A 19,189-nucleotide genomic window follows, 5' to 3' on the forward strand; every position below is an offset into this window, starting at 1 on the left:
CCAAGCAGCCGGGCCGTCGCACGTACGACTGGCAGCGTGTCACCCCAGCCCAGAAGTTCGAGCCGTCCGGCGAACTGGAGCTGCTGGTCAGCCAGCAATCTGGCTACAGTCCTGCGAAGCATCGCGCCAGATGGCTTCGCCACGGCAGCGACGGCAAGGAGACACAGCAGCACGTCCGGCCATCCACGCTGTCCCTCGTAGCGTTTCTCACCGGACGACGCTCCCTCCACGTACGAGACTCAGTGGCTCGTCGATGAGTTCACCGGTCGGGGACTTCGTCGCGTTCCACCTGGAACTCGTGTCGCTCCTCCAGAGAGGCACTCACGCATAGTCACAGCATGGTCACGAGGTGGAATATGCGGCTGATCCGGTGGCTGATCAGCAAGAAAATGTCACTCTACGTTTGCCGGAATTATCCGGCGCCCTGTGCGCTGGGGAGCCACAGGGGCGAGGGGGTGGGGAATGACTACTTACCGTTTCAATCCGCCGCCGGGTTGGCCTGTGCCACCCGCGGGATGGATGCCGCCGCCGGACTGGCGGCCCGACCCTTCGTGGCCCCCGATGCCGGCGGGATGGCAGCTATGGGTTCCTGAGGCCGAGTCCACCACCGACGCCCTCGCTGTCGGCCCTGCCACGGGAGCCTCTGCGGTGCCGGCCACGGCCGCTGCCGGGAGCACGACCGCGGTGCCGACGCCTCGAAAGGGAGGGCTGTTCGGGCGTCGGCGTTCGGATGCTGTGTCCGAGGCCGAAGAGCTGCGGGCGTGGATCGCAAGGACACAAGGGCTGGATGCCGCGCGGGTCGCGGGCCTCGTACGACAGGTCGAGGCGGAGGCCGCCGCGCTGCGTGAGAAGGCGTCCGCCGAAGCCGCCGAGGAGGCCGAGGGGATCCTCAAGGACGCCCGTGAGACGGCGAAGGAGATTCTCGGCGACGCGCGCCGGACGGCAAAGGAGACCGAGCGGGTCCGCAAGGAGGCCGACCGGCACCGCAAGGACGTCTTCGACGCCGAGCGACGGCTTGCCGAACTGCAGGGCCGGATCGTCAACGCCGACGAGACCGCCATGCTGCAGGAGGCAGGGATCTATGCCTACCGGCATGCGCTGCACGACGCGATCGCCTACCGCAGCAGGCTCGACACGCTGCAGAACGAGATCAAGGCGCTCGCCCGTGCGGGCCGCGCCGTCCAGGCGGCCACGGACTGGACGGTCAACGGCTCCAAACGCGAGGGCCAGAAGATGGTCCGCGACTTCTCCAAGCTCATGCTGCGCGCCTACAACGCCGAAGCCGACTACGCCGTGCGGTCCATGCGGCCGCACCGGCTGAGCTCCCTCGTCGACCGGCTCTACAAGAGCCGCGAAACGATCGCCCGGCTCGGTGCCACCATGCACATCCGGATCACCGACGAGTACCACAACGCGCGCGTACGGGAGTTGGAACTCACCGCCGACTTCCTGCAGAAGAAGGAAGAGGAGAAGGAGGCCCAGCGCGAGGTACGCGCCCGGGAGCGTGAGGAGGCGGCGGTCCAGCGGGAACTCGACCGGCAGCGCGAGAAGCTGAACAAGGAACTCGGCCACTATCAGTCAGCACTTGACCGCCTGCGCGAGCGCGGTGACGAGGCGGGTGTGGCGGAGATGGAGGCCAAACTGGCCGAGGTCGAGAACGCTCTGCAGGACGTCGAGTCCCGCGCGGCGAACGTCCGCGCCGGCTATGTGTACGTCATCTCGAACATCGGCGCCTTCGGCGATCGTATGGTGAAGATCGGAATGACGCGTCGGCTCGAACCTCTGGAGCGGGTCTACGAGTTGAGTGGCGCGGCTGTGCCCTTCCGTTTCGATGTGCACGCGCTGATCTTCAGTAAGGACGCGGTCGGCCTGGAGACGGAACTCCACCGCCAGTTCGCCTCGCAGCGGGTCAACCAGATCAACAGTCGAAAGGAGTTCTTCTACGCCACCCCGGCGGAGGTGCGCGACGCGCTGCAACGGTTCGCCGGACAGCATCTGATCGAGTTCACCGAGGAACCCCAGGCGCTGGAATGGCGGGCCGGCAGGCGCATGGGTGAAGCCGGTGCGCCTGCCGCAGGCGCAGGAGGAGTTGCCGCCCGGACAGCATGAGGTGCGACGAAGCATCACTACGATCACTGTCATGGATTGGCTGGAGCGTGCCGCGAACCTGAGGCAGTGGAGTCGGGACGGTGTGCGGGCGCCGCACAAGCCGTTGCTGCTGCTGTACGCGCTGGGCCGTTTTCAGGCGGATGCCGCGGACGAGTTGCCGTACAGCGCGGTGGAGTCGGATCTGAAGCAACTGCTGGTGGAGTACGGTCCGCCGCGCGGGACCACGCCCGCCTATCCCTTCCACCATCTGGTCAGCGACGGGGTGTGGGAAGTGCGGACCGAGCACGGTGTCGGCAGCCCAGGCACCGGGGTGCGGGAACTACGGGCCAGCCGGGCCACTGGGCGGCTGGCCCCGGACCTTCAGGTGGCGCTCCGGCGGGAACCGTCGCTGTTGGGCCGCATGGCAAGGGTGCTGCTGGATCTGCACTTCCCAGCGTCGCTGCACCAGGACCTGTGCGACGCGGTGGGCCTGGAACTGGAACTGGCGGAGACCGACGCTCTGGCAGCGCCCGAGAGGCGGCAGCGAGACCGCCGGATGCGGGAGATGGTGCTGACCGCGTACGAGTACCAGTGCGCCTTCTGCGGCTACGACGGCATGATCGGTACGGCGCCCGTCGGGTTGGAGGCAGCGCACGTGCGCTGGTGGGCGTTCGACGGCCCGGACGACGTCGACAACGGACTGTGCCTGTGCTCGCTGCACCACAAACTCTTCGACAAGGGCGTCCTCGGCATAGGCGACGGCCACCGCATCCTGGTCTCGCAGCAATTCATCGGCCGCAGCCACGCTGCCCGCGAGCATGTCACCGCACTCGCGGGCCGTCCGCTCATAGGCCCTCAACCCGGCATCCCGCTCATCGCGGCAGCCCACCGCTCCTGGCACAGCAGCCAGGTCTTCCACGGCAGCCCACGCCCGACCGCCGCCTGACCCGGTGTTCAGCGCGGGATATCAAGGGGCGGGGTGTACCTAAGAGTTGTCCCGCAATGATCAGCGGTGAGTCTGGGATGCGGTCGCGTGCAGTACGGGCCGCTGCTCCATCCGGCGAGGGCGTGGTTGTGTAGACGGGCGATGCCGAGCATGGCGTGATAGACACCGTCGCCTTTCAGGCGGCAGTCGCGGAGGACCTTCCAGCCCTTCATCCGGGCACGGCGGACATCGCGTAGGCGTTGCGGCCGGCGAGCGAGCCGATGTTGACGCTGTCGGCGACCTGACGCGGCTCCTCGGCGGCGGCTTTGACCAGGTGAGGGATGGCCGCGTGGGCGGTGTACATCAGGCCCATGAAATTGATGTCGATCATGCGCTTCCAGTCGTTCAGGTCTGTACCAGGAGCGGGCCCGAGCAGCATGAGGCCAGCGTTGTTGACCAGGGTGTCCAGGCGGCCCAGGCCCTCGACGATCCGGTCGACCGCTTCCGCAGCGACCTGGGGGGTGGTGATGTCGGCGGGCGCGACCAGGGCCTTGCCGCCGGCGTCGGAGATTTCCTCGGCGAGGTCGGTGAGCCGGTCCTCGCTCCGGCCGACCAGGGCCACGGAGACGCCCTCGCGGGCAAGCTCCCGCGCGGTGGCGTGGCCGATACCGCTGGAGGCCCCCGTGACGAGGGCGACGGTTCCTTCAAGACGACGAGTTGATGTTCCACCGCCGCCTGGCGCACGGCTACGAAACCCTCCCCCCGCTCCCAAACCATGATCTACTTCGCCATGACCGACCTCATGACCCGCCGCCCCACCGGCGAAGCCACCATCTCCTGGCGCGACCCGGCGCCGTTGGATCAAACGCTAAATTCGGGATGAAAAATCGGGAAAAACGATCTTTAAATCACTCGGTGGTGGGCTCAATGCGATCCATTGATAAGGAATCGGTCATTCCTCCAGCGTGAAAAGGCCGTGTGGGAACGGGGTGCTTGGGATTCGATCTCCCTCTAGGCAGGCTGACGTCGACCAGTCAGCTCAAGATCAGGAGGTCTCATGCGTCACACGCAGCGCAGACTCGCCTTAGCCGCTGCCGGCGCCGCAGCAATACTGGCGCTTACCGATATACCGGCGACCGCCCTCACTGGTGCCGGAGCGTCCTCGGCGGAGGCCACGTCGTCGTCGTTGACCGAGATCGCTGAGGGCTACCTTCAGCAGCGCGCCGACATGCTCACGACTCGCCCGCCTTCACTCCGTTCTGTTGCCACGCATATCAGGGCAACCCGCTCCATGGCTGCCCAGACGCAGAACGATCTTGCCGCGCTGGCCGCAAAGGGTGAACGGTACGAGAAGGTCGACGGCGGGTACACCAAGGCGCAGGTTGATGTCAGCGTCAGCGGTTCCAGCGTCAGCGGTCGGCAGGCCACACTCCGCCTGACAGAACACACCCGCCTGTACCTTCCGTTCACCCAGCAGGAGATCGACGACGGCGCTCCGGCGTATGAGGAGCTATCGCTTCCTCATACGGTGAAGTTCACGGAAGCCGATGACGGCACATGGCTCCTGTCGTCGGACCAGGCCGAGACCGATGGCGGACCCACGCCGACTACGCAGGTCTCCGACATCGATGTGGAGCCGGAGACCACGGACGGTGGGGGAATCGCGGACGAGGACGAGGGCGCGAAGGACGCCAGGTCCAGCGTCACCCCACCTGCCACGACCGAGACCGGCTCCGGGCTGGTGAAGCCTGCTGCGACGGCTTCGTACAGCTACAGCAAGATGGTCGCCTACGCAAACAAGTACTGGGACAACCACAACCCCGCTTTCCGCACCTACAGTGGCAACGACTGCACGAACTTCCTATCGCAGATCATGCTTGCCGGCGGATGGAAGCCCGCGGGTGGCTCCCTGATCCAGCGCACCAGCAACAAGTACTGGTTCTACGGCCCCGTCTCCGCGTGGACGTCGTACACCTGGGGTGGAGCCGAGAATTGGTACTGGTTCGCTGTCAAGCACGCGAAGCGGACGAAGCCGCTTCGTAACGTGTACGACATGGTCGTCTCGGACGTTCTCCAGGCTGACTGGAACCACAACAACGTCATCGACCACTCAATGTTCGTCACCTCGAAATTCAACGGCGTGCCACACCTGACGTACCACACTGGCGACACCCACGACAAAAGCGTGGCGAAGATTGTCTCCGACTCTCCGCACGCCTGGTATTACGCCCACCGCACCTGACAGGCTGCTGCCCCCTCACAGGAGAAGGAGCCCTGCCGTGATCCGTCACCGAATCGCTGTCGCCGCGCTCGCGTTACTGGCACTGTCCGGCTGCTCGTCAGACAAGGACGAGGCCAAGCCACCGGCTGCCTCGCCCCCTGACGGCGCACGCGAGGCCGTCGGCGATTACATCTCCGCTCTCAACACCCGAAGTGCCGCTGATCTCATCCGGATCGGCGGGGTGAAGGACGAGCCCTGGTCGCGGCGGGAAGCCGCGAAGATCCTCGCCGCCAAGGGCGGACGAGGATGGAAGATCAGCAGCCTCGACATCGGCCATAACTACGGTCCCAATACCGGTACGGCCCACCTGATGGCGGTCGACACGACGGGAAAGCTGATGCAGGACACCTTCACGGTCATGCGGGAGCACGGGGTATGGCAGGTAGTGGTCTTCAACGGGCAGCCCGTACCGCCCGGGAAACCGACGGCTGCACCTACTTCTTCGTGACCGTTACGGGCAGGGGCCAACCGTGCTCGATGAGCCGGTGTCCGGCACCAGCAAGAGGGAAGTCTGCGTAGGCGGGCCCGACATGAATCGTAACGAGGAAGCATGCGCTGGTCGGCGCGTCATCAGACTGCTGCGGGTCGCCCAGCTCGGCGCGGCGCTCGGCGTCCACCTGGTCATCGCCGGACAGCGGGCCGGCTCCGACATCGGTCTCGCGTGCCCGCTCCGCGTGCCCAGCTCGGCGGACGCGTCGCTCACTGTGCGCATGACGAGGCGTCAGCCGAGATCAACGTTGGGCGACAGCAACCCGGACGCCGTGATCAACGCACTGCGCATCACCGAGGACGAACGGGGCGCTGCTGTGGTCGCCCTGGGTGGCCGGTGGATGCGCGCCCGTTCCCGCCTCGTCGGCACCCAGGGCCCCGGCGTTTGCCCGGCTCGCCTGAGCTTGGGTCGGTTGATGGCGACGGCGAGCACAAATTCGCTCAAGCAACGCACCCAACGGCCCCTCACGGGACACGAAGACTGACCCCTCCTGGGAGAATTCTGGGAGATGATCTTCTCCCAGAGACCACGCGAGCCCACGCCATACCAGTCCAGACCAAGCCGTTGACCTGCATGTTTAGCGAGATGCGCAGGTGTCGATCTTGACCGAACCTCATTCGGGACGAAGAGGTCGTGGGTTCAAATCCCGCCAACCCAACAGTGAAGTACCAGGTCAGGGGCCTGATCCGCATCGCGGGTCGGGCCCCTGAGTGGATCCGGGGGCACTTCGGGAGCCGTTTGGGAGCCGAGTTCGGAAGCTGGCTCCCTTGACCTTGTTCGGCCTGATGTCTCGGCTCACGGCTGGAGCGATGTCATGCGTTGGGGCATAGGGGCAGGCCGGAGACCGGATGAACGGGTGCGGCAATCACGCGCGAGCCATCTGCTGTCGCGACCTGACAAAGCGGCCACGAGGCTCAGGAGGCGAAGCAGCCACTGCTTTCTCCCAGGTGAGCGATGAGCAGTGGGCCTGAAGCTCGACCATGACCGTAGGATCCGTGCGTCCGCTGGAGAGGAGCTTTGATGGGGAACAGCGGGGGTGCTGCTGCGCACTCCGGGATCGACTTCCAGCAGCGCATCGCGGCGCTCGCTATGAGCCACATTCTGTGTGAACTCACGGATTTCGGGCTACTGGGGTTCGGCGATGGCGTCCAGGTGGACGAGTTGCGCTTCGAGACAGGCGACGAAATTGACGATCTGGTGCTGGTCGGCCCAACGACGCGGCACTTCGTCCAGGCCAAGAACACGATCAACGTGTCTGCGGACCCAGCGTCGGAGTTCGGGTCCGTCCTGACGCAGTTCGTCGGCCAGTACGTGTCGGACAACCGCCCTGGTGACGTGTACGTCCTGGCAACCTCGCTCGAGGCTTCGTCGCGCATACGCAAGGAGCTGCGCAAACTGACCGAGGCCGCGCGGCTCAACGAGTCCGACGGTGCAGGGGTCCCGCTCACCGCCGCAGAAAAGGATGTCCTGGAGAAGACCCAGGGCATCATTCGATCCCACCATGAAGCCCTGACGGGGCGCGCGATCACCCAGGAGGGACTCCAGCGGATCCTGGCCAGGATCCGGATCTGTTCCCTGGACATCAGAGAAGGTGGTTCTCTGGAGACCGCTGCTCTCATCATGCTGAGCAGCAAGGCAGTGGTACCTCCCCGGCTGCTGTGGGGCAGCTTGATCGCTCTGGCGGTCTCCCTGGCCAGGGATCGGCTCTCCATCAACACCGCAGGATTGAAGGACCGCATGGGGAAGTTCGTGAGCGAACATCCCGAAGACGAGAAAGCAGGTGCCCCGGAGCTGTTCACGAGGGAGCTCCTCGCCGGACTCTCGTACGGGCGGGAGGTCGTGCTGGCGAAGTCACCGCTCGAGGAGCACGACTTTCTCATCGCGGATTTCAAGCGGTTCGACGACGCCGGGGCCAAGCGTCTGAAGTTCTCCGAAGGACAGGTCGAACTGGCCCAGGGACAGCGGTGGGAGCTCGTCGGTCGCTGGGCCACCTGGGCAGGGCTTGAGCGCTACCTACAGACGCATGCCGAGGAGTACGCGGACAGGCAAGTCGTGATGATGCCCGCCAATCTCGTGGAGGACCCCAGCACCGCGCAGGCGGTACTCGCCCACGGAGCACACTGCGCCAACCTCGCCGCGCGCATCGAAAACGCCTTCCTGTGCAGGCACTGCGGCGACCCAATCTCCGAAGATGGCGCGCCCCTCATCGAAGTGGACGAGGAAGGCTTGTCGGAAGACATCGGCCTGGTTCACGAGGCATGCCGAACGCCCACGGACCGCGTACTCGGGGCGATCGACGCCGCCCTGTTCCGGGAGAACCAGCGGCTGCGCAACTTTGACTACAAGGGGTGGCTATCCGCGGCCCAAGGGGGACAGTGGCTGTTCGGCGGGTTGATGGAGTCGCAGATGAAGCTCGCTCCCGTCGCCTGGAAGTCCGAATTTGACGACTTCTCGCAGGGTGGATGGTGCGTCAGGGTGTCGCTGGAAGACGGAAGCGCAAACTACCTAACAGACCGTGGTCGGGTGACCCGGTTCTCCGCCGATAAGGCGACGCACGTGGCAGAGCACACGAACGACTCCATCGCCCAAGCCCAGGAGGCTGGAGACCCCCTCTCGTACTCGGCGAGCGGCTCCGGCTTCGGCCCCTACTCGCTGATCCTCGGCCAAGGGGGAGATCCAATACCGTGCACGCTGGCGGAGGCAGTCCGCTACACGCGGGCCATCGGTGACGCATACTCCGCATGCGAGCGGTATTACGCCCCCGTCGCCTATCTCGTGGACGCGGAGACCGGAGATCCCATCGTGGTGGATGGCGTCATTTCGTTGCTCACCAATCCACTGGAGCTGGACTCGTACATCCGAAACTGGGAGCGGTGCGGCATCGAGCTGCCGGAGTTCACCGTGTCTGCGCTCCTCAGCGACGAGCAGTTTGACCGCTTCGTTCGCCTGGCGATGACGCGTGGCACCGGCGTCGTCATCAACCCGAGACTGGCGCTTGACGGGACTCTGGTGAGTGGATTCTGGCTGAAGAACTTCGAGCAGCTCACGCGCTCGGCCGCGCGAGGAGCACAGGAAGGGCAAAAGAGAGAGGGCGACGAGTAGGGGTCGACCTTGTATCAGCCCCGGAGCCCATGGCTGAAGAGCAATCAGTCGGCACACTGTGCTCCGGCGCCCCAAGGCCCCTTCCGGCCTCCTCTGTCAGTGCCGACCGCTAACGTCGATGGCGACAGCATCCACAGGATGCAACTCGATTACGCGCGGGGTCTGACCGCGCCGACGGCAATGCGGGAAGTCAAACAAGAACTACAGAGCGCCTTCTCCGCGAGTCGTACGAGCACGGGAGCCCACGCGATCGCGGCGGCCCGTACGACGGCCTCACGGTTACCCGCCGGGGCCTGGGCCACAGCGGTCCGATCTCGGTCCAGGCGCTCAAGCTGAGCCGCTGCCTCGTCCCCTTGACCGCTGCGTCGGATCAGACGGCCAATAGCCTCTCGGACCCTCTGGTACCCCTCCTGGGTCGCCTGGGTGAGGAAGGCCGCGGCCATGGTGGTCGCTGCGAACGTCACTTCGTCCACTTCGTATTCCCCCAACTGGTCGCAGCACTGTATCCACGCGCGCCGCAGGCGGCGGCCGGAACGGCTCATCCCGCATCCCAGGCCAGCTCAAGGGGCAAGCCGACTCAACTCAGCAGCCCGCCAATGGCGTTGGCGAGAGCTTCGCCTCCTTGCTGGACTGCGGTGCCCACAACAAGCGCGGGCAACGCCTGCGCGATCCCGCGCAGTGTGCCGACCTGCGGCGCATCGGGGGTCGCGAGCGAGGTGTCGACGGTGTCCGCCATCGCGCGCAGGACCGTCGCGTTCTGCAAGTCCGCCGCGTTGCGGTCGATATCCGCGCGGAACGCGGCGAGGAGGCCGCGCACAGCATCGATGTCGACCGCGCCCCGAACCGAGGCAGACTGATGGATGTTGGAGATGTTCTGTCCCACCACGTTCTGCAACGGTGCGTTGTTGTTACCCCCGATGCTGATGCCCGAGCCATGGCCCGGGTCCGGCTCGGGGCGACGCCGTCCCACAACCATTACTTGCCTCCCTGATTCTTGTTGTCCTGGCCGACGCCACTGATGCCACTGCCGACGACGTTCTGGATGGGAGCGTTGTTGTCCCCATAGACGAGGATGTTGTTGGTCACGGTGGCGACCTGCCGTTCGTACGCAGTCAAGTCAATCCCCTGCTCGTCGAGATACTCGGCGACGGTCCGGAAGACACAGGACTGCATCAGAACGACGTGACGCTTGGCGTCGTCGCTCTGGTGCATGTCGGTGACTTCCTCGGTGGAGTACCGGTCGCGCAGGCTTACCGGATCTCCTTCCTCCGCACGGCCCTCGGCCTTCTCACCGAGGCGGGCGACCAGCCGCCACACGGCCAGGGGGCCCATGGCCGTGTCCAGGAGCGACTGCGCAGCAAGCCACCTGAGCAGACGCGCTCCGCGTGTCCGGGCCGGTGCGGCGGTCACCTGCAGCTCGTTGTAAAGCGGTGTCATCACGTGTGGACGAATGGTCAGCCGAAGCTCTCCGGCCTCCAGTGCGGCATGCACGAACACGCTCACCACGATCTGTCCGTCCCAGCTGATGCACTGGGCCCGCAGGTACAGCCGGTCCGGCACACCGGAAGGGGACCTGCGTACCAGACCGCTCAGGTCGGGCAGCTCCACCTTCGTCTCGCGGGTGCGCTGCAGCCATCGGGCCGCCGGCAGGCCGAGTACGCGCTCCATCGAGAACCCAGGGAGTGGATCTGTGATCTCCCGAGCGCCGCGGCCCAGTTCATTCAGGGCAGTGCCCACGCGTCGGAGAAGTTCCGCCTCCCCGAACGGCCTGACCGACTCCTCGGCATCCTTGGGCTTCAGGGGGATGCTGATGCGGGCAGGTCCCCAGACATCACGCCCGGCACCGACGAACTGCTCCGAGGCGTCGTAGGGCAACGCCAGCTGCGATTGATCCTTACTGATGTCCGACATCCTGCGTTTGGCCTTCGCAGCGGCCCACGGCAGGTCATCGGACGACACGCCCTCCCGCGCCAGGACACTCAGCGCAGACCGTGCGACAAGCCGATCGGCCGCATACGCCAGTGCGACGACAGCCGCCAGCCCGAAGGGAAGTAGGGCCAGTTCGAGTCGCAACTCGAACACGTCGCCGCCAACGGGTCCGTACGGCAGGAGTGCGAGCAGCCACGGCATGAGCAGCACGGCATACGCCAGGCGCCGCGAAGGCGCCCACCGCGTCGGGCCGACCCTGCGGATGGCACGGAAGGCAGCCCACCGTAGGAACAATGCGACGATGACGGCTGCAGCCCAGATCGCGAAAGGCCACGGCACCGCGTAGGCGACCAGCCCACACAGGACCAGGATGCATGCGCGCCGTGCCCAACGGCGGCGCCGCGCACGAAGGCTGTGCGCCGTCACCGGAACAAGGTCGAAGCCATACGACGGCACAGGCAGCGGCGGACCGTGCAGCACGTGGTCGACGACCCACTGCGCAGTCGGTTCGCCCAGGGGCGGACAGTCGTCGCTGCCCTCCAGATAGATCGGCCTCCTGGTACTGCGTCGAGGCTTCTTCGCCTTCCCCGCTTTGCCCCGAATCCTGCGCCACCACGCCTTGACGGCCTTCACCCGATCAGGACGCGCATAGACCGCCTGACACAGCAACCGCGTCACTTCGGACGATGTGGGGTCTACCTCCGCGGGGCGGTTGGCCCCCGAGGCAACAGGGCTCGTTTGGACCGGGACAGCAGGCCACTCGGCCTCCTCCGCCCGCACCCTCCCCCGAGCACGCGCGCCCCACCCAACCGCCATCCCGCTCCCCCGTTCATCGACAGGCGGGCATCTTCACGGTGGACAGCAAGAACCGCCAGACCGCAAACGCGACAATGCGCGCAACCTCGCTGGATAGCTAAGGATTGGCCGAAACTGCTTCCGGTTTGCGTGGCATGGAGGCCGGGCTCCTCGTGCCACAGAAGTCTTCAGCGGGCTGTGCCACCGAAGGTTGATCATTGCCAGTTTGAACCCGACAGGTTCATGCTGGCGAAGGCTTCGGGAACGACTCCGATCGAAGGGCGACGACTCCATCGGTTCGCCCGACGGCACTTCATAAGCGCGCCGTCGGGCGAGTTCAGCTGCGGGTGACGGCCACAAGAGTCCGGTGATGGTGGCCATGAGCATCATTGCCGCAAGTGCCGCGGTGACCGGGCAGAGGAGGCGGGGTAATGGTGGAGCAGGGCCAGGACGCCGATGCCGACGAGCAAGGTGACGACGACAAGCAGCAGTGCCAAAAGGAGGGTGGTCAGGGTCATGTCCGGCCCCACCTTCGAACGGCACCCTCGGCGGCTCGGGCGGTGTACAGGTGCGGCGATCTGGACACTCCAGACATAGGGGCATCGGCGCCATACTGGGCTCTGGGAGCCACCTGGGAGCCGACCTGCTCCCCACGCCCCTTCGACACCAACCGACACCGCCCTACCCCAACGCCCTGACCAGGCAAAACACCAAACCAGCCGGTGTGGATCACGACCGAACCTCATTTGGGACGAAGAGGTCGTGGGTTCAAATCCCGCCACCCCGACAGTGCGGTACCAGGTGAGGCAGCTCCCCAATTTGGGAGGTACCTCACCTGTTTCGTCTGCGTGACTACGGCTGCCGCGGGTCTTCGCCGAAGATGCCGTCCATAACCACAGCGCCGGTCCGGACCACGGGCCGGATCTGCTTCCGGTAGACCTCCTCGGTCACGGCCGTACCGAAGTGCCCGACGGGCCGGGAGATCTCCTCCAGGGGGACGCCACGGTTGGACAGCAGGGACACGAAGCTGTGCCGCAGCTCCCTCGGGGTCCACTCGTCGGCGTTGATCCCGCGTCGATACCTTGAGCGCCTCGCGGACGGCACGGCGGACGTCGGCCGCGTCGAGCGGTTTGCCCACGGCCGAGCCGCCAGGACACGGCCGTGCGAATCGCCGCGGACCTCGCCCAACAGATCCTCGCACCGGCAACCTGCACCGACCCCAGCGCTACAGCCGCCTGCGCCGAGTCTTCTACCTCTCGGCCCAGACCAGCATCATCCGTGAAGGCCCAACCGCACCTACTGCCTCGAGAAACGAGCCCAGAGCCACAAGCACAACCCCGCCGTCATCGACCTCGTTGAAGTCGCAGAAAAACCGCCCGATCACGTGTCCCGGGACGACCTCAGTTCGGGGCCGCTTCGCGAGCGGTGCCGGCAGCCCGCCCAGTCCCACGGCGATCCGCTGCTCAGGATTCAGACGAGGACTGAGCGCCACAGACCCGCCTCGCCCTGGACAGAGTCATTGCTGACCTCGGCTCGTCAGGGTGACATTCGTCTGCACGCCACGGGCCTGGCTCGCGGCACCGTGGGACACCCCCCAGGCAAGGTCACGCTGCGTTGCAGAGGATGGCTGCCGCGACCGCGCGTGCCTCCGCTGCAGGAGCCGGCGTGCGTTCCCGCAGCGCAGTGACGATCGCGCCGTCCATCAGCAGAACGAACCGTCGCGCGAGTGCCTCGGCATCCTCGTGCCCGCTCTTGGCAAGCAGGCCCGCAACGTACGCGGTGACGCGCTCCTTGTGCTCGGCAGCAACCCGGTACGCCGCGCTGCCGGTGTCGGCGGTCTCGGCCATGGTGTTGATGAAGGCGCAGCCGCGGAAGTCGGCGTTGGCAAAACGCTCGGCCAGCGCATGGAAGACGTCCAGGGGCTCTCCGCCGAAGGCGTCCACGCGTTCGGCCAGCCAGGCGCGCCAGGCCTGGTCACGTCGTTGCAGGACGGCCACAACCAGGTCGTCCTTGCTGGCGAAATGCCTGTAGAAGGAGGCCCGGCCGACTCCGGACACAGCCAGGATGCGCTCGACACCGACGGCGCGGATGCCCTCGGCGTAGAAGAGATCCTCGGCGGCGTCGAGGAGGCGTTCGCGTGCGTGGGTGGCCATGCGACCAGGCTATCCCGATCTTGACGATTATGGAACCGATCAGTACCGTCTCGCCACAGGAAGACGGAACCGATCAGTACCATCTGGAGGACTCGTGCCACGCATGCCGCAGCTCACCGACGACCCCTCGGGGCTTCTCGACCAGACCCGCCGCCAGCTCGGCCGACTGCCCAACCTGTATGCGGCGCTGGCCAACGGCCCGGCGGCACTCGCCGGGTACCTGGCCTTGCGCGATCACCTCGGCCGCGGCGTTCTGCCCAACCGGCTGCGCGAGCAGCTTGCGCTCCTGGCCGCACAGGAGAACCACTGCACGTACTGCGTGAGCGCCCACACGCTGCGGGGCCGGAAGCTGGGACTGAGCGACGAGGAACTGGTCCGCACCCGCGAGGCTGCCGACGACACCGACCCGCACGCCGACGCGGTGCTCCGGATCGCCCGCGAGGTCATGCGCACCGGGGGCCGCGTCGAGGACGCGGCGCTGGCCGACGCCCGCCGAGCCGGGGTGACCGATGCCGAGCTGGCCGAGATCGTCGCCCACATCGCACTCAACACGCTGTCCAACTACTTCAACCACCTTGCCCAGCCGGACCTCGACTTCCCGGAGGTGTCCGCGTGATCCGCGAGTGGCGCAAGGGCTCGATCGAGCTCGTGTCCGGCTACACCATCACCGACGCCGAGGGCCGTTCCGTCGGCCGCGCCGAGGGCGTCGACTTCGCGCTCGAGGGCGGCTTCGTCAACGTCCGACTCCCTGGCGCCCCCCATACCCAGTTGGTCTCAGCTCCGGCCGTCCGTCTGATCACCTGCGAGTCCTGACCTGACCTCCAGGCTCTGATGCGGGCTGTTGCCCGGCCGGCCAGGTCGCCGGTGTCAGCCATGCGCTCAAGGGCGCCATGGCCTCACCCCGGCATGCGCGGGACCGGCCGGGATCGCATGGTCCTGGGCCGGGTCGATCACTGATTTCGGCTGGTTGAGGTTGTGTTGGGGTAGAGAGGTGCAGGGCGGTTCCGGCTATGAAGGCGTTGAAGGTGTCAGGCCGGTACTGAAGCCGCTTGAGGCCGGTTGCGCACGGGGAATTCGAGTCGGTCGAGGGCGACAACGGCAAGGTCGGCCACGCTGCGCTTGAGCTGCCCCGCCTGGGCGCGATCGGGGCCTTGATCAGCTGGTGGACGCCGTGCAGGAGCTGGACGAACTCGCGCTCGCCCATGCGGCGGCGCTCTCCCTCGTCCCCTATGTGGACGCGGATGCGGTGGCACGGACGGGTGCGCCGCCCGGGCGGAAGGCGATCAGCCCGGCTACCGAGTGCCGTCCGGAGCGGAGGCCGGAGCGCCGGCCGCTGACCGTCTCCACCGGCCTGCTGTCCCGCCTGCCCCAGGTGCGTCCTTTGGGCGGCCGGCGAGTGAATCCCGCCTCGTCCTCGAAGCAGATCCATCCTCCGCAAGCCGCCCGGGCTCTTTTTGCCTCCGTCCAGGTCGCCTCCTTCCACACGGTGACGGCCTGCTCGTTGCGCTCGGCCACCCGCCGCGCGGGCAACTGCGCGGTGAAGCCGAGCCGGCGCATCAGCCGGGTGGCCCCCAAGACGCTGTAGGACACATGGAACTTATTGCCGATCAGCGTCGCCACCTGCGCGGCCGTCCACACCTGGTCCTGGGAAGAAAGGCACACGCTGGGCGCAGAGCGTGTGCCTGCACTGCCGTTCCCGCAGGTCAACGCCCCAACCGGCCCAGGTTATGCGGACACCTTTCCGTACGCGGCCAGGAGCACGGCCGGGGCGGGGCCCTCGAGGACGGTCGGCTTGGCCGGCCCGTCAAGGATGATGAAGCGCAGCAGGTCGCCGCGGGACTTCTTGTCCACCTTCATCGTCTCCAGGAGCTTGGGCCACTGGTCGCCGCGGTAGGTCAGCGGCAGGCCGACGGACTCCAGCAGGGTGCGGTGCCGGTCGGCGGTCGCGTCGTCCAGCCGCCCGGCGAGCCGGCCCAGCTCGGCGGCGAAGACCATTCCGACGGAGACGGCCGCGCCGTGCCGCCACCGGTAGCGCTCGTTCTTCTCGATCGCGTGCGCGAGGGTGTGCCCGTAGTTGAGGATCTCCCGCAGGCCCGACTCCTTGAGGTCGGAGGAGACCACATCGGCCTTGACCCGGATGGACCGCTCGATCAGCTCGGCGGTGTGCGGGCCGGCGGGTGTGCGGGCCGCGGCCGGGTCCGCCTCGATCAGGTCGAGGATGACCGGGTCCGCGATGAAGCCCGCCTTGATGATCTCGGCGAGCCCGCTGACGTACTCGTTCACGGGCAGCGACTCCAGGACGGCGAGGTCGCACAGCACGCCCGCAGGCGGGTGGAAGGCGCCGACCAGGTTCTTGCCCTCGGCCGTGTTGATGCCGGTCTTGCCGCCGACCGCCGCGTCCACCATGGCCAGCACGGTCGTCGGCAGCGCGATCCAGCGCACGCCGCGCAGCCACGTCGCGGCGACGAACCCGGCGAGGTCCGTGGTGGCGCCGCCGCCGACGCCGACGATCACGTCAGTGCGTGTGAAACCGCTCTGCCCGAGCGCCTTCCAGCAGTACGCGGCGACCTCGGCGGTCTTGGGCTCCTCCCCGTTGGGCAGCTGGATCGCGATGGCCTCGTAGCCCTGTGCGGCCAGGTCCGCGCGCAGCGCCTCGCCCGTGGCGGCCAGCGCCTCCGGGTGCAGCACGGCCACCCGCTTGGCCCGCCGGCCGATCAACCCCGGTATTTCACTGAACAGTTGGCGGCCGATCAGCACCTCGTACGGATCGGTGCCGGGTGACCCCCCGACCTGGATGCGTGCTGTCACAAGACCGGCGACTGCCATGGGGGCCTCGTTCTCTGGTAGTTGGCGGGCAGAGGGTGGGGGATGCGGGACCGGTCAGGCCTGGCGCCTGCGCGGCAGCTTCAGCGCCGCCAGCGCGCTGACCAGGGCCCCGACCGTGACGAGCATCGCGGTCACGAAGATGGCGTGCGCGGACGAGTCGGCCGTTGTGCCGTCGGCCGCGCTCAGGTACACGCTGCCGTAGGTCGCCACGCCGAGCACCTGGGCGACCTGGGCCGAGGTGGTCATCACGCCGCTGGCGTCCGCCGCATCGGCGGGCTTGACCTGGGCCAGCGCCACGGTCAGCAGCGGGCTGGTGATGTAACCCATGCCGATGCCGACCACCAGCTGCAGAGCCGGGAGCGCGATGCCCCCGTGCCCGCCCGAGCGCATGTCGAAGCCGATGCCGAGGTATCCGACGGCGGCGACCACGCACGCGGTGGCGATCATCGGCCGGTGGAGGCGTTCGGGCACCTTCTGCCAGGTGAGGCTGCCGGTGGCGACGCCGATCGCGAGCGGTGCGAAGGTCAGGCCGGTACGGGTCGCGGACTCGCCGAGCCCCGACTGCATGTGCTGCGAGAAGGCGAACAGGAAGCCGGCGTACCCCGCCATCGCGAAGAAGTTCGCGGACGCCCCGGACACCAGACCGGGCGTCTTCAGCACCCGGCCCGGTATCAGCGGCGCTCCGCCGCGGCGCGCGACCGCGCGCTCGACGAGGGTGAACACGATGAACATGGGAACCGAGGCGACGAGGGAGATCTTCATCCACAGCGGCCAGTTCTGCTCGTGGCCCATCACCAGCGGCACGACCAGCAGCAGGAGCGCGGCGGACAGCGTGATCAGGCCGGGGATGTCCAGGCCCTTGGGCTTCGGGGGCCTGCCCTGCGGCAGCAGCCGCAGCCCGGCGATCACCAGTACCACACCCACCGGCACGTTGATCAGAAACACCGGACGCCAGCCGGTGCCGAAGAGATCCGCGCTGACGAGGAAGCCGCCGGCGACCTGGCCGACCACGACACCGAGCCCGATGACCGCCGCGTACAGACTCAGCGCCCGGCCCCGGGCGGCCCCTTCGAACCTCAGCTGAATCATGCTGTAGATCTGCGGCATCATCATCGCCGCGCCGACGCCCTGCACCACGCGGGCGCCGATCAGCATCGCCGAGTTGGGCGCGAGACCGCAGGCGAGCGAGGCCGCGGTGAAGGTGACCAGCCCGAACAGGAACATGGCACGGAAGCCGTTGCGGGCGCCGAGGCGGGCACCGGTGACCAGCAGTGTGGCGTAGGCGATCGTGTAGCTGGAGACGATCAGCTGCAGCGCCGAGCCGGTGGTGCCGAGGTCGGTGCGGATGGTCGGCGTGGCGACGTTGACGATGGTCGAGTCGAGCAGGGCCATGAAGACCGCGCCCAGCATGACGATCAGCATGCGGTTGTTCTGGCGATTCTGTACGGCGGGGTCCGGGGCCGGCGGTGCGGTGACTCCGGGTTGGGCCGTGACGGCCCGGCTCTGTGTCGACTCACTCATGACGGCGATGATCCTTTGAGGTGCATTCGGGTACCAGATATCCAGCTATCCCGGTACTGGGGGTATCTGGCTACGCCGCGAAGCCGTCCTGCACACTGGGGTGGTGACGCCCACCCACCCCGCCTCCGCGCACGGCCCCACCAGCGGTTCTGCGAGCGGTTCCGCAGGCAGCGAGGCCAAGCGGCGCGCCGAACTGGGCGCGTTCCTCAGGCTCCGCCGGGAGCGCATCAACCCGGAGGACGTCGGCCTCAGTCGTGGTACCCGCCGGCGGACGCCCGGGCTGCGCCGCGAGGAGGTCGCGCAGCTCTCCGGCATCGGCGTCGCCTGGTACACCTGGCTCGAGCAGGGCCGGCGGATCAACCCCAGCGTCCAGGTGCTCGACGCGATCGCGCGGACGCTGCGGCTCGACCGGACCGAGCGCGACCATCTCTACCGGCTGGCGGACGTCCCCAGCGTGCCGCTCGACACGTCGGCGACAGCGCCCCAGCCGCCGGAGCACCAGACCATCCTGGATGCTCTGACCCCGCTTCCGGCGAGCATCGTGACCGCACGGTACGACGTACTCGCCTTCAACGATGCGTATGCGGCCCTCGATCCGGGGCTGGCGCTGCTGCCGCGGCCGGACCGCAATGTGCTCCGGCACCTGTTCACCGTCGACGAGCATCTGCAGCCGCTCGTCGAATGGGAGCGCGAGATCTCCTTCATGGTCGCCCAGCTGCGGGCCGAGTCCGGCCGCCGCCTGGGCGACCCGCACTGGACCGAGTTCATCCGGCAGCTCTCCGAGGAGAGTTCGCTCTTCGCCGAGATGTGGGCCAGGCACGAGGTCGCCTCGTCGGTCACCCGGCGCAAGTCCTTCTGGACCGTCGACGGCGACCAGCTCAGCGTGATCGCGACCGGCTGCGCGATGGCCTCCGCCCCCGACACCAAGATGTGGATCTACACGCCCGACGACGAGGAGACGGAGCGGCTGCTCGGCGAACTCGTCGGCCGTTACCGGACGATGGGCCCCGCCGAGTTGCTGAAGCAGGGCACCCGGACCGGCCGCGGCCGACGGTCCGCTCACTGACACCGACGGGACC

16 protein-coding genes and 4 pseudogenes are annotated in these 19,189 nt (G+C 67.3%); 10 read left to right on the forward strand and 10 right to left on the reverse strand.

Annotated elements, in window-relative coordinates; translation table 11 throughout:
• The first annotated feature begins 735 nt into the window (after positions 1-735).
• Together ACZ5DS_RS25450 and ACZ5DS_RS25455 are read left to right on the forward strand one after the other, a co-directional pair.
• Positions 736-2,109 carry an SNIPE associated domain-containing protein gene (locus tag ACZ5DS_RS25450; RefSeq protein WP_468242543.1) on the forward strand — a complete coding sequence of 458 codons (1,374 nt, stop codon included), beginning with the start codon at positions 736-738 and terminating at the stop codon, positions 2,107-2,109.
• Between the two features lie 31 nt (positions 2,110-2,140).
• Positions 2,141-3,034: a phosphorothioated DNA-binding restriction endonuclease gene (locus ACZ5DS_RS25455; protein WP_468242545.1), complete on the forward strand. Its 894-nt coding sequence runs from the start codon at positions 2,141-2,143 to the stop codon at positions 3,032-3,034.
• A gap of 110 nt (positions 3,035-3,144) precedes the next feature.
• Here the strand turns inward: ACZ5DS_RS25455 and ACZ5DS_RS25460 are convergent.
• Together ACZ5DS_RS25460 and ACZ5DS_RS25465 are read right to left on the reverse strand one after the other, a co-directional pair.
• Positions 3,145-3,252 (reverse strand): annotated as a pseudogene (locus ACZ5DS_RS25460) (IS5/IS1182 family transposase); the annotation flags it as partial.
• A complete protein-coding gene (locus ACZ5DS_RS25465) occupies positions 3,243-3,878 on the reverse strand; it encodes an SDR family NAD(P)-dependent oxidoreductase (RefSeq protein ID WP_468242547.1) in 636 nt (211 codons plus the stop codon). The gene ACZ5DS_RS25465 and the pseudogene ACZ5DS_RS25460, both read right to left, overlap by 10 nt.
• A 192-nt stretch (positions 3,879-4,070) precedes the next feature.
• Here ACZ5DS_RS25465 and ACZ5DS_RS25470 point away from each other — a divergent pair, with 192 nt between their 5' ends.
• The 4 genes from ACZ5DS_RS25470 (at position 4,071) to ACZ5DS_RS25485 (ending at position 8,886) form a co-directional block, all read left to right on the forward strand.
• Positions 4,071-5,255 carry an amidase domain-containing protein gene (locus tag ACZ5DS_RS25470; protein WP_468242549.1) on the forward strand — a complete coding sequence of 395 codons (1,185 nt, stop codon included), beginning with the start codon at positions 4,071-4,073 and terminating at the stop codon, positions 5,253-5,255.
• A 37-nt stretch (positions 5,256-5,292) separates the two neighbouring features.
• Positions 5,293-5,742: a hypothetical protein gene (locus tag ACZ5DS_RS25475; protein WP_468242552.1), complete on the forward strand. Its 450-nt coding sequence runs from the start codon at positions 5,293-5,295 to the stop codon at positions 5,740-5,742.
• A gap of 22 nt (positions 5,743-5,764) precedes the next feature.
• Positions 5,765-6,268: a hypothetical protein gene (locus ACZ5DS_RS25480; protein WP_468242554.1), complete on the forward strand. Its 504-nt coding sequence runs from the start codon at positions 5,765-5,767 to the stop codon at positions 6,266-6,268.
• 536 nt (positions 6,269-6,804) lie between these two features.
• The gene (locus ACZ5DS_RS25485; protein ID WP_468242556.1) at positions 6,805-8,886 is read left to right on the forward strand and encodes a hypothetical protein; all 2,082 of its coding nucleotides are present in this window, start codon (positions 6,805-6,807) and stop codon (positions 8,884-8,886) included.
• 577 nt (positions 8,887-9,463) lie between these two features.
• On the opposite strand, the gene ACZ5DS_RS25490 is transcribed toward ACZ5DS_RS25485, so the two are convergent.
• The 4 genes and pseudogenes from ACZ5DS_RS25490 to ACZ5DS_RS25505 form a co-directional block, all read right to left on the reverse strand.
• Positions 9,464-9,862 (reverse strand): hypothetical protein, encoded by a 399-nt coding sequence (locus ACZ5DS_RS25490; protein WP_468242559.1) that lies wholly within the window; start codon positions 9,860-9,862, stop codon positions 9,464-9,466.
• Positions 9,862-11,493, reverse strand: a complete 1,632-nt coding sequence (locus ACZ5DS_RS25495; protein WP_468242562.1) for a hypothetical protein — start codon at positions 11,491-11,493, stop codon at positions 9,862-9,864. Before ACZ5DS_RS25495 ends, ACZ5DS_RS25490 begins: the two co-directional genes overlap by 1 nt.
• Positions 11,494-11,996: 503 nt before the next feature.
• The gene (locus tag ACZ5DS_RS25500) at positions 11,997-12,128 is read right to left on the reverse strand and encodes a hypothetical protein (RefSeq protein WP_468242565.1); all 132 of its coding nucleotides are present in this window, start codon (positions 12,126-12,128) and stop codon (positions 11,997-11,999) included.
• A gap of 334 nt (positions 12,129-12,462) precedes the next feature.
• Positions 12,463-12,754: pseudogene (locus ACZ5DS_RS25505) on the reverse strand (tyrosine-type recombinase/integrase); the annotation flags it as partial.
• 34 nt (positions 12,755-12,788) lie between these two features.
• On the opposite strand from ACZ5DS_RS25505, the pseudogene ACZ5DS_RS25510 reads away from it, so the two are divergent.
• Positions 12,789-12,964, forward strand: a pseudogene (locus ACZ5DS_RS25510) (IS110 family transposase); the annotation flags it as partial.
• Positions 12,965-13,214: 250 nt separating this feature from the next.
• Here ACZ5DS_RS25510 and ACZ5DS_RS25515 read toward each other — a convergent pair.
• Positions 13,215-13,763 carry a TetR/AcrR family transcriptional regulator gene (locus tag ACZ5DS_RS25515; RefSeq protein ID WP_468242567.1) on the reverse strand — a complete coding sequence of 183 codons (549 nt, stop codon included), beginning with the start codon at positions 13,761-13,763 and terminating at the stop codon, positions 13,215-13,217.
• A 103-nt stretch (positions 13,764-13,866) separates the two neighbouring features.
• Between ACZ5DS_RS25515 and ACZ5DS_RS25520 the strand changes: the two genes are divergently transcribed.
• Both ACZ5DS_RS25520 and ACZ5DS_RS25525 read left to right on the forward strand, forming a co-directional pair.
• On the forward strand, positions 13,867-14,379 hold the full coding sequence (locus ACZ5DS_RS25520; protein WP_468242570.1) for a carboxymuconolactone decarboxylase family protein: 513 nt from the start codon (positions 13,867-13,869) through the stop codon (positions 14,377-14,379).
• A complete protein-coding gene (locus ACZ5DS_RS25525; RefSeq protein ID WP_468242572.1) occupies positions 14,376-14,576 on the forward strand; it encodes a hypothetical protein in 201 nt (66 codons plus the stop codon). The genes ACZ5DS_RS25520 and ACZ5DS_RS25525 overlap by 4 nt, the downstream gene beginning before the upstream one ends.
• Positions 14,577-14,733: 157 nt before the next feature.
• Here the strand turns inward: ACZ5DS_RS25525 and ACZ5DS_RS25530 are convergent.
• From ACZ5DS_RS25530 to ACZ5DS_RS25540, 3 genes and pseudogenes are all read right to left on the reverse strand, one after another.
• Positions 14,734-15,410: pseudogene (locus ACZ5DS_RS25530) on the reverse strand (winged helix-turn-helix domain-containing protein); the annotation flags it as partial.
• A gap of 78 nt (positions 15,411-15,488) precedes the next feature.
• A complete protein-coding gene (gene aroB, locus ACZ5DS_RS25535; protein WP_468242575.1) occupies positions 15,489-16,589 on the reverse strand; it encodes a 3-dehydroquinate synthase in 1,101 nt (366 codons plus the stop codon).
• 54 nt (positions 16,590-16,643) lie between these two features.
• A complete protein-coding gene (locus ACZ5DS_RS25540; RefSeq protein ID WP_468242578.1) occupies positions 16,644-18,110 on the reverse strand; it encodes an MFS transporter in 1,467 nt (488 codons plus the stop codon).
• Positions 18,111-18,213: 103 nt separating this feature from the next.
• On the opposite strand from ACZ5DS_RS25540, the gene ACZ5DS_RS25545 reads away from it, so the two are divergent.
• The gene (locus ACZ5DS_RS25545; RefSeq protein ID WP_468242580.1) at positions 18,214-19,176 is read left to right on the forward strand and encodes a helix-turn-helix transcriptional regulator; all 963 of its coding nucleotides are present in this window, start codon (positions 18,214-18,216) and stop codon (positions 19,174-19,176) included.
• The last annotated feature ends 13 nt before the right edge of the window (positions 19,177-19,189 follow it).

It is taken from the genome of Streptomyces sp. NPDC031100, from assembly GCF_055570785.1.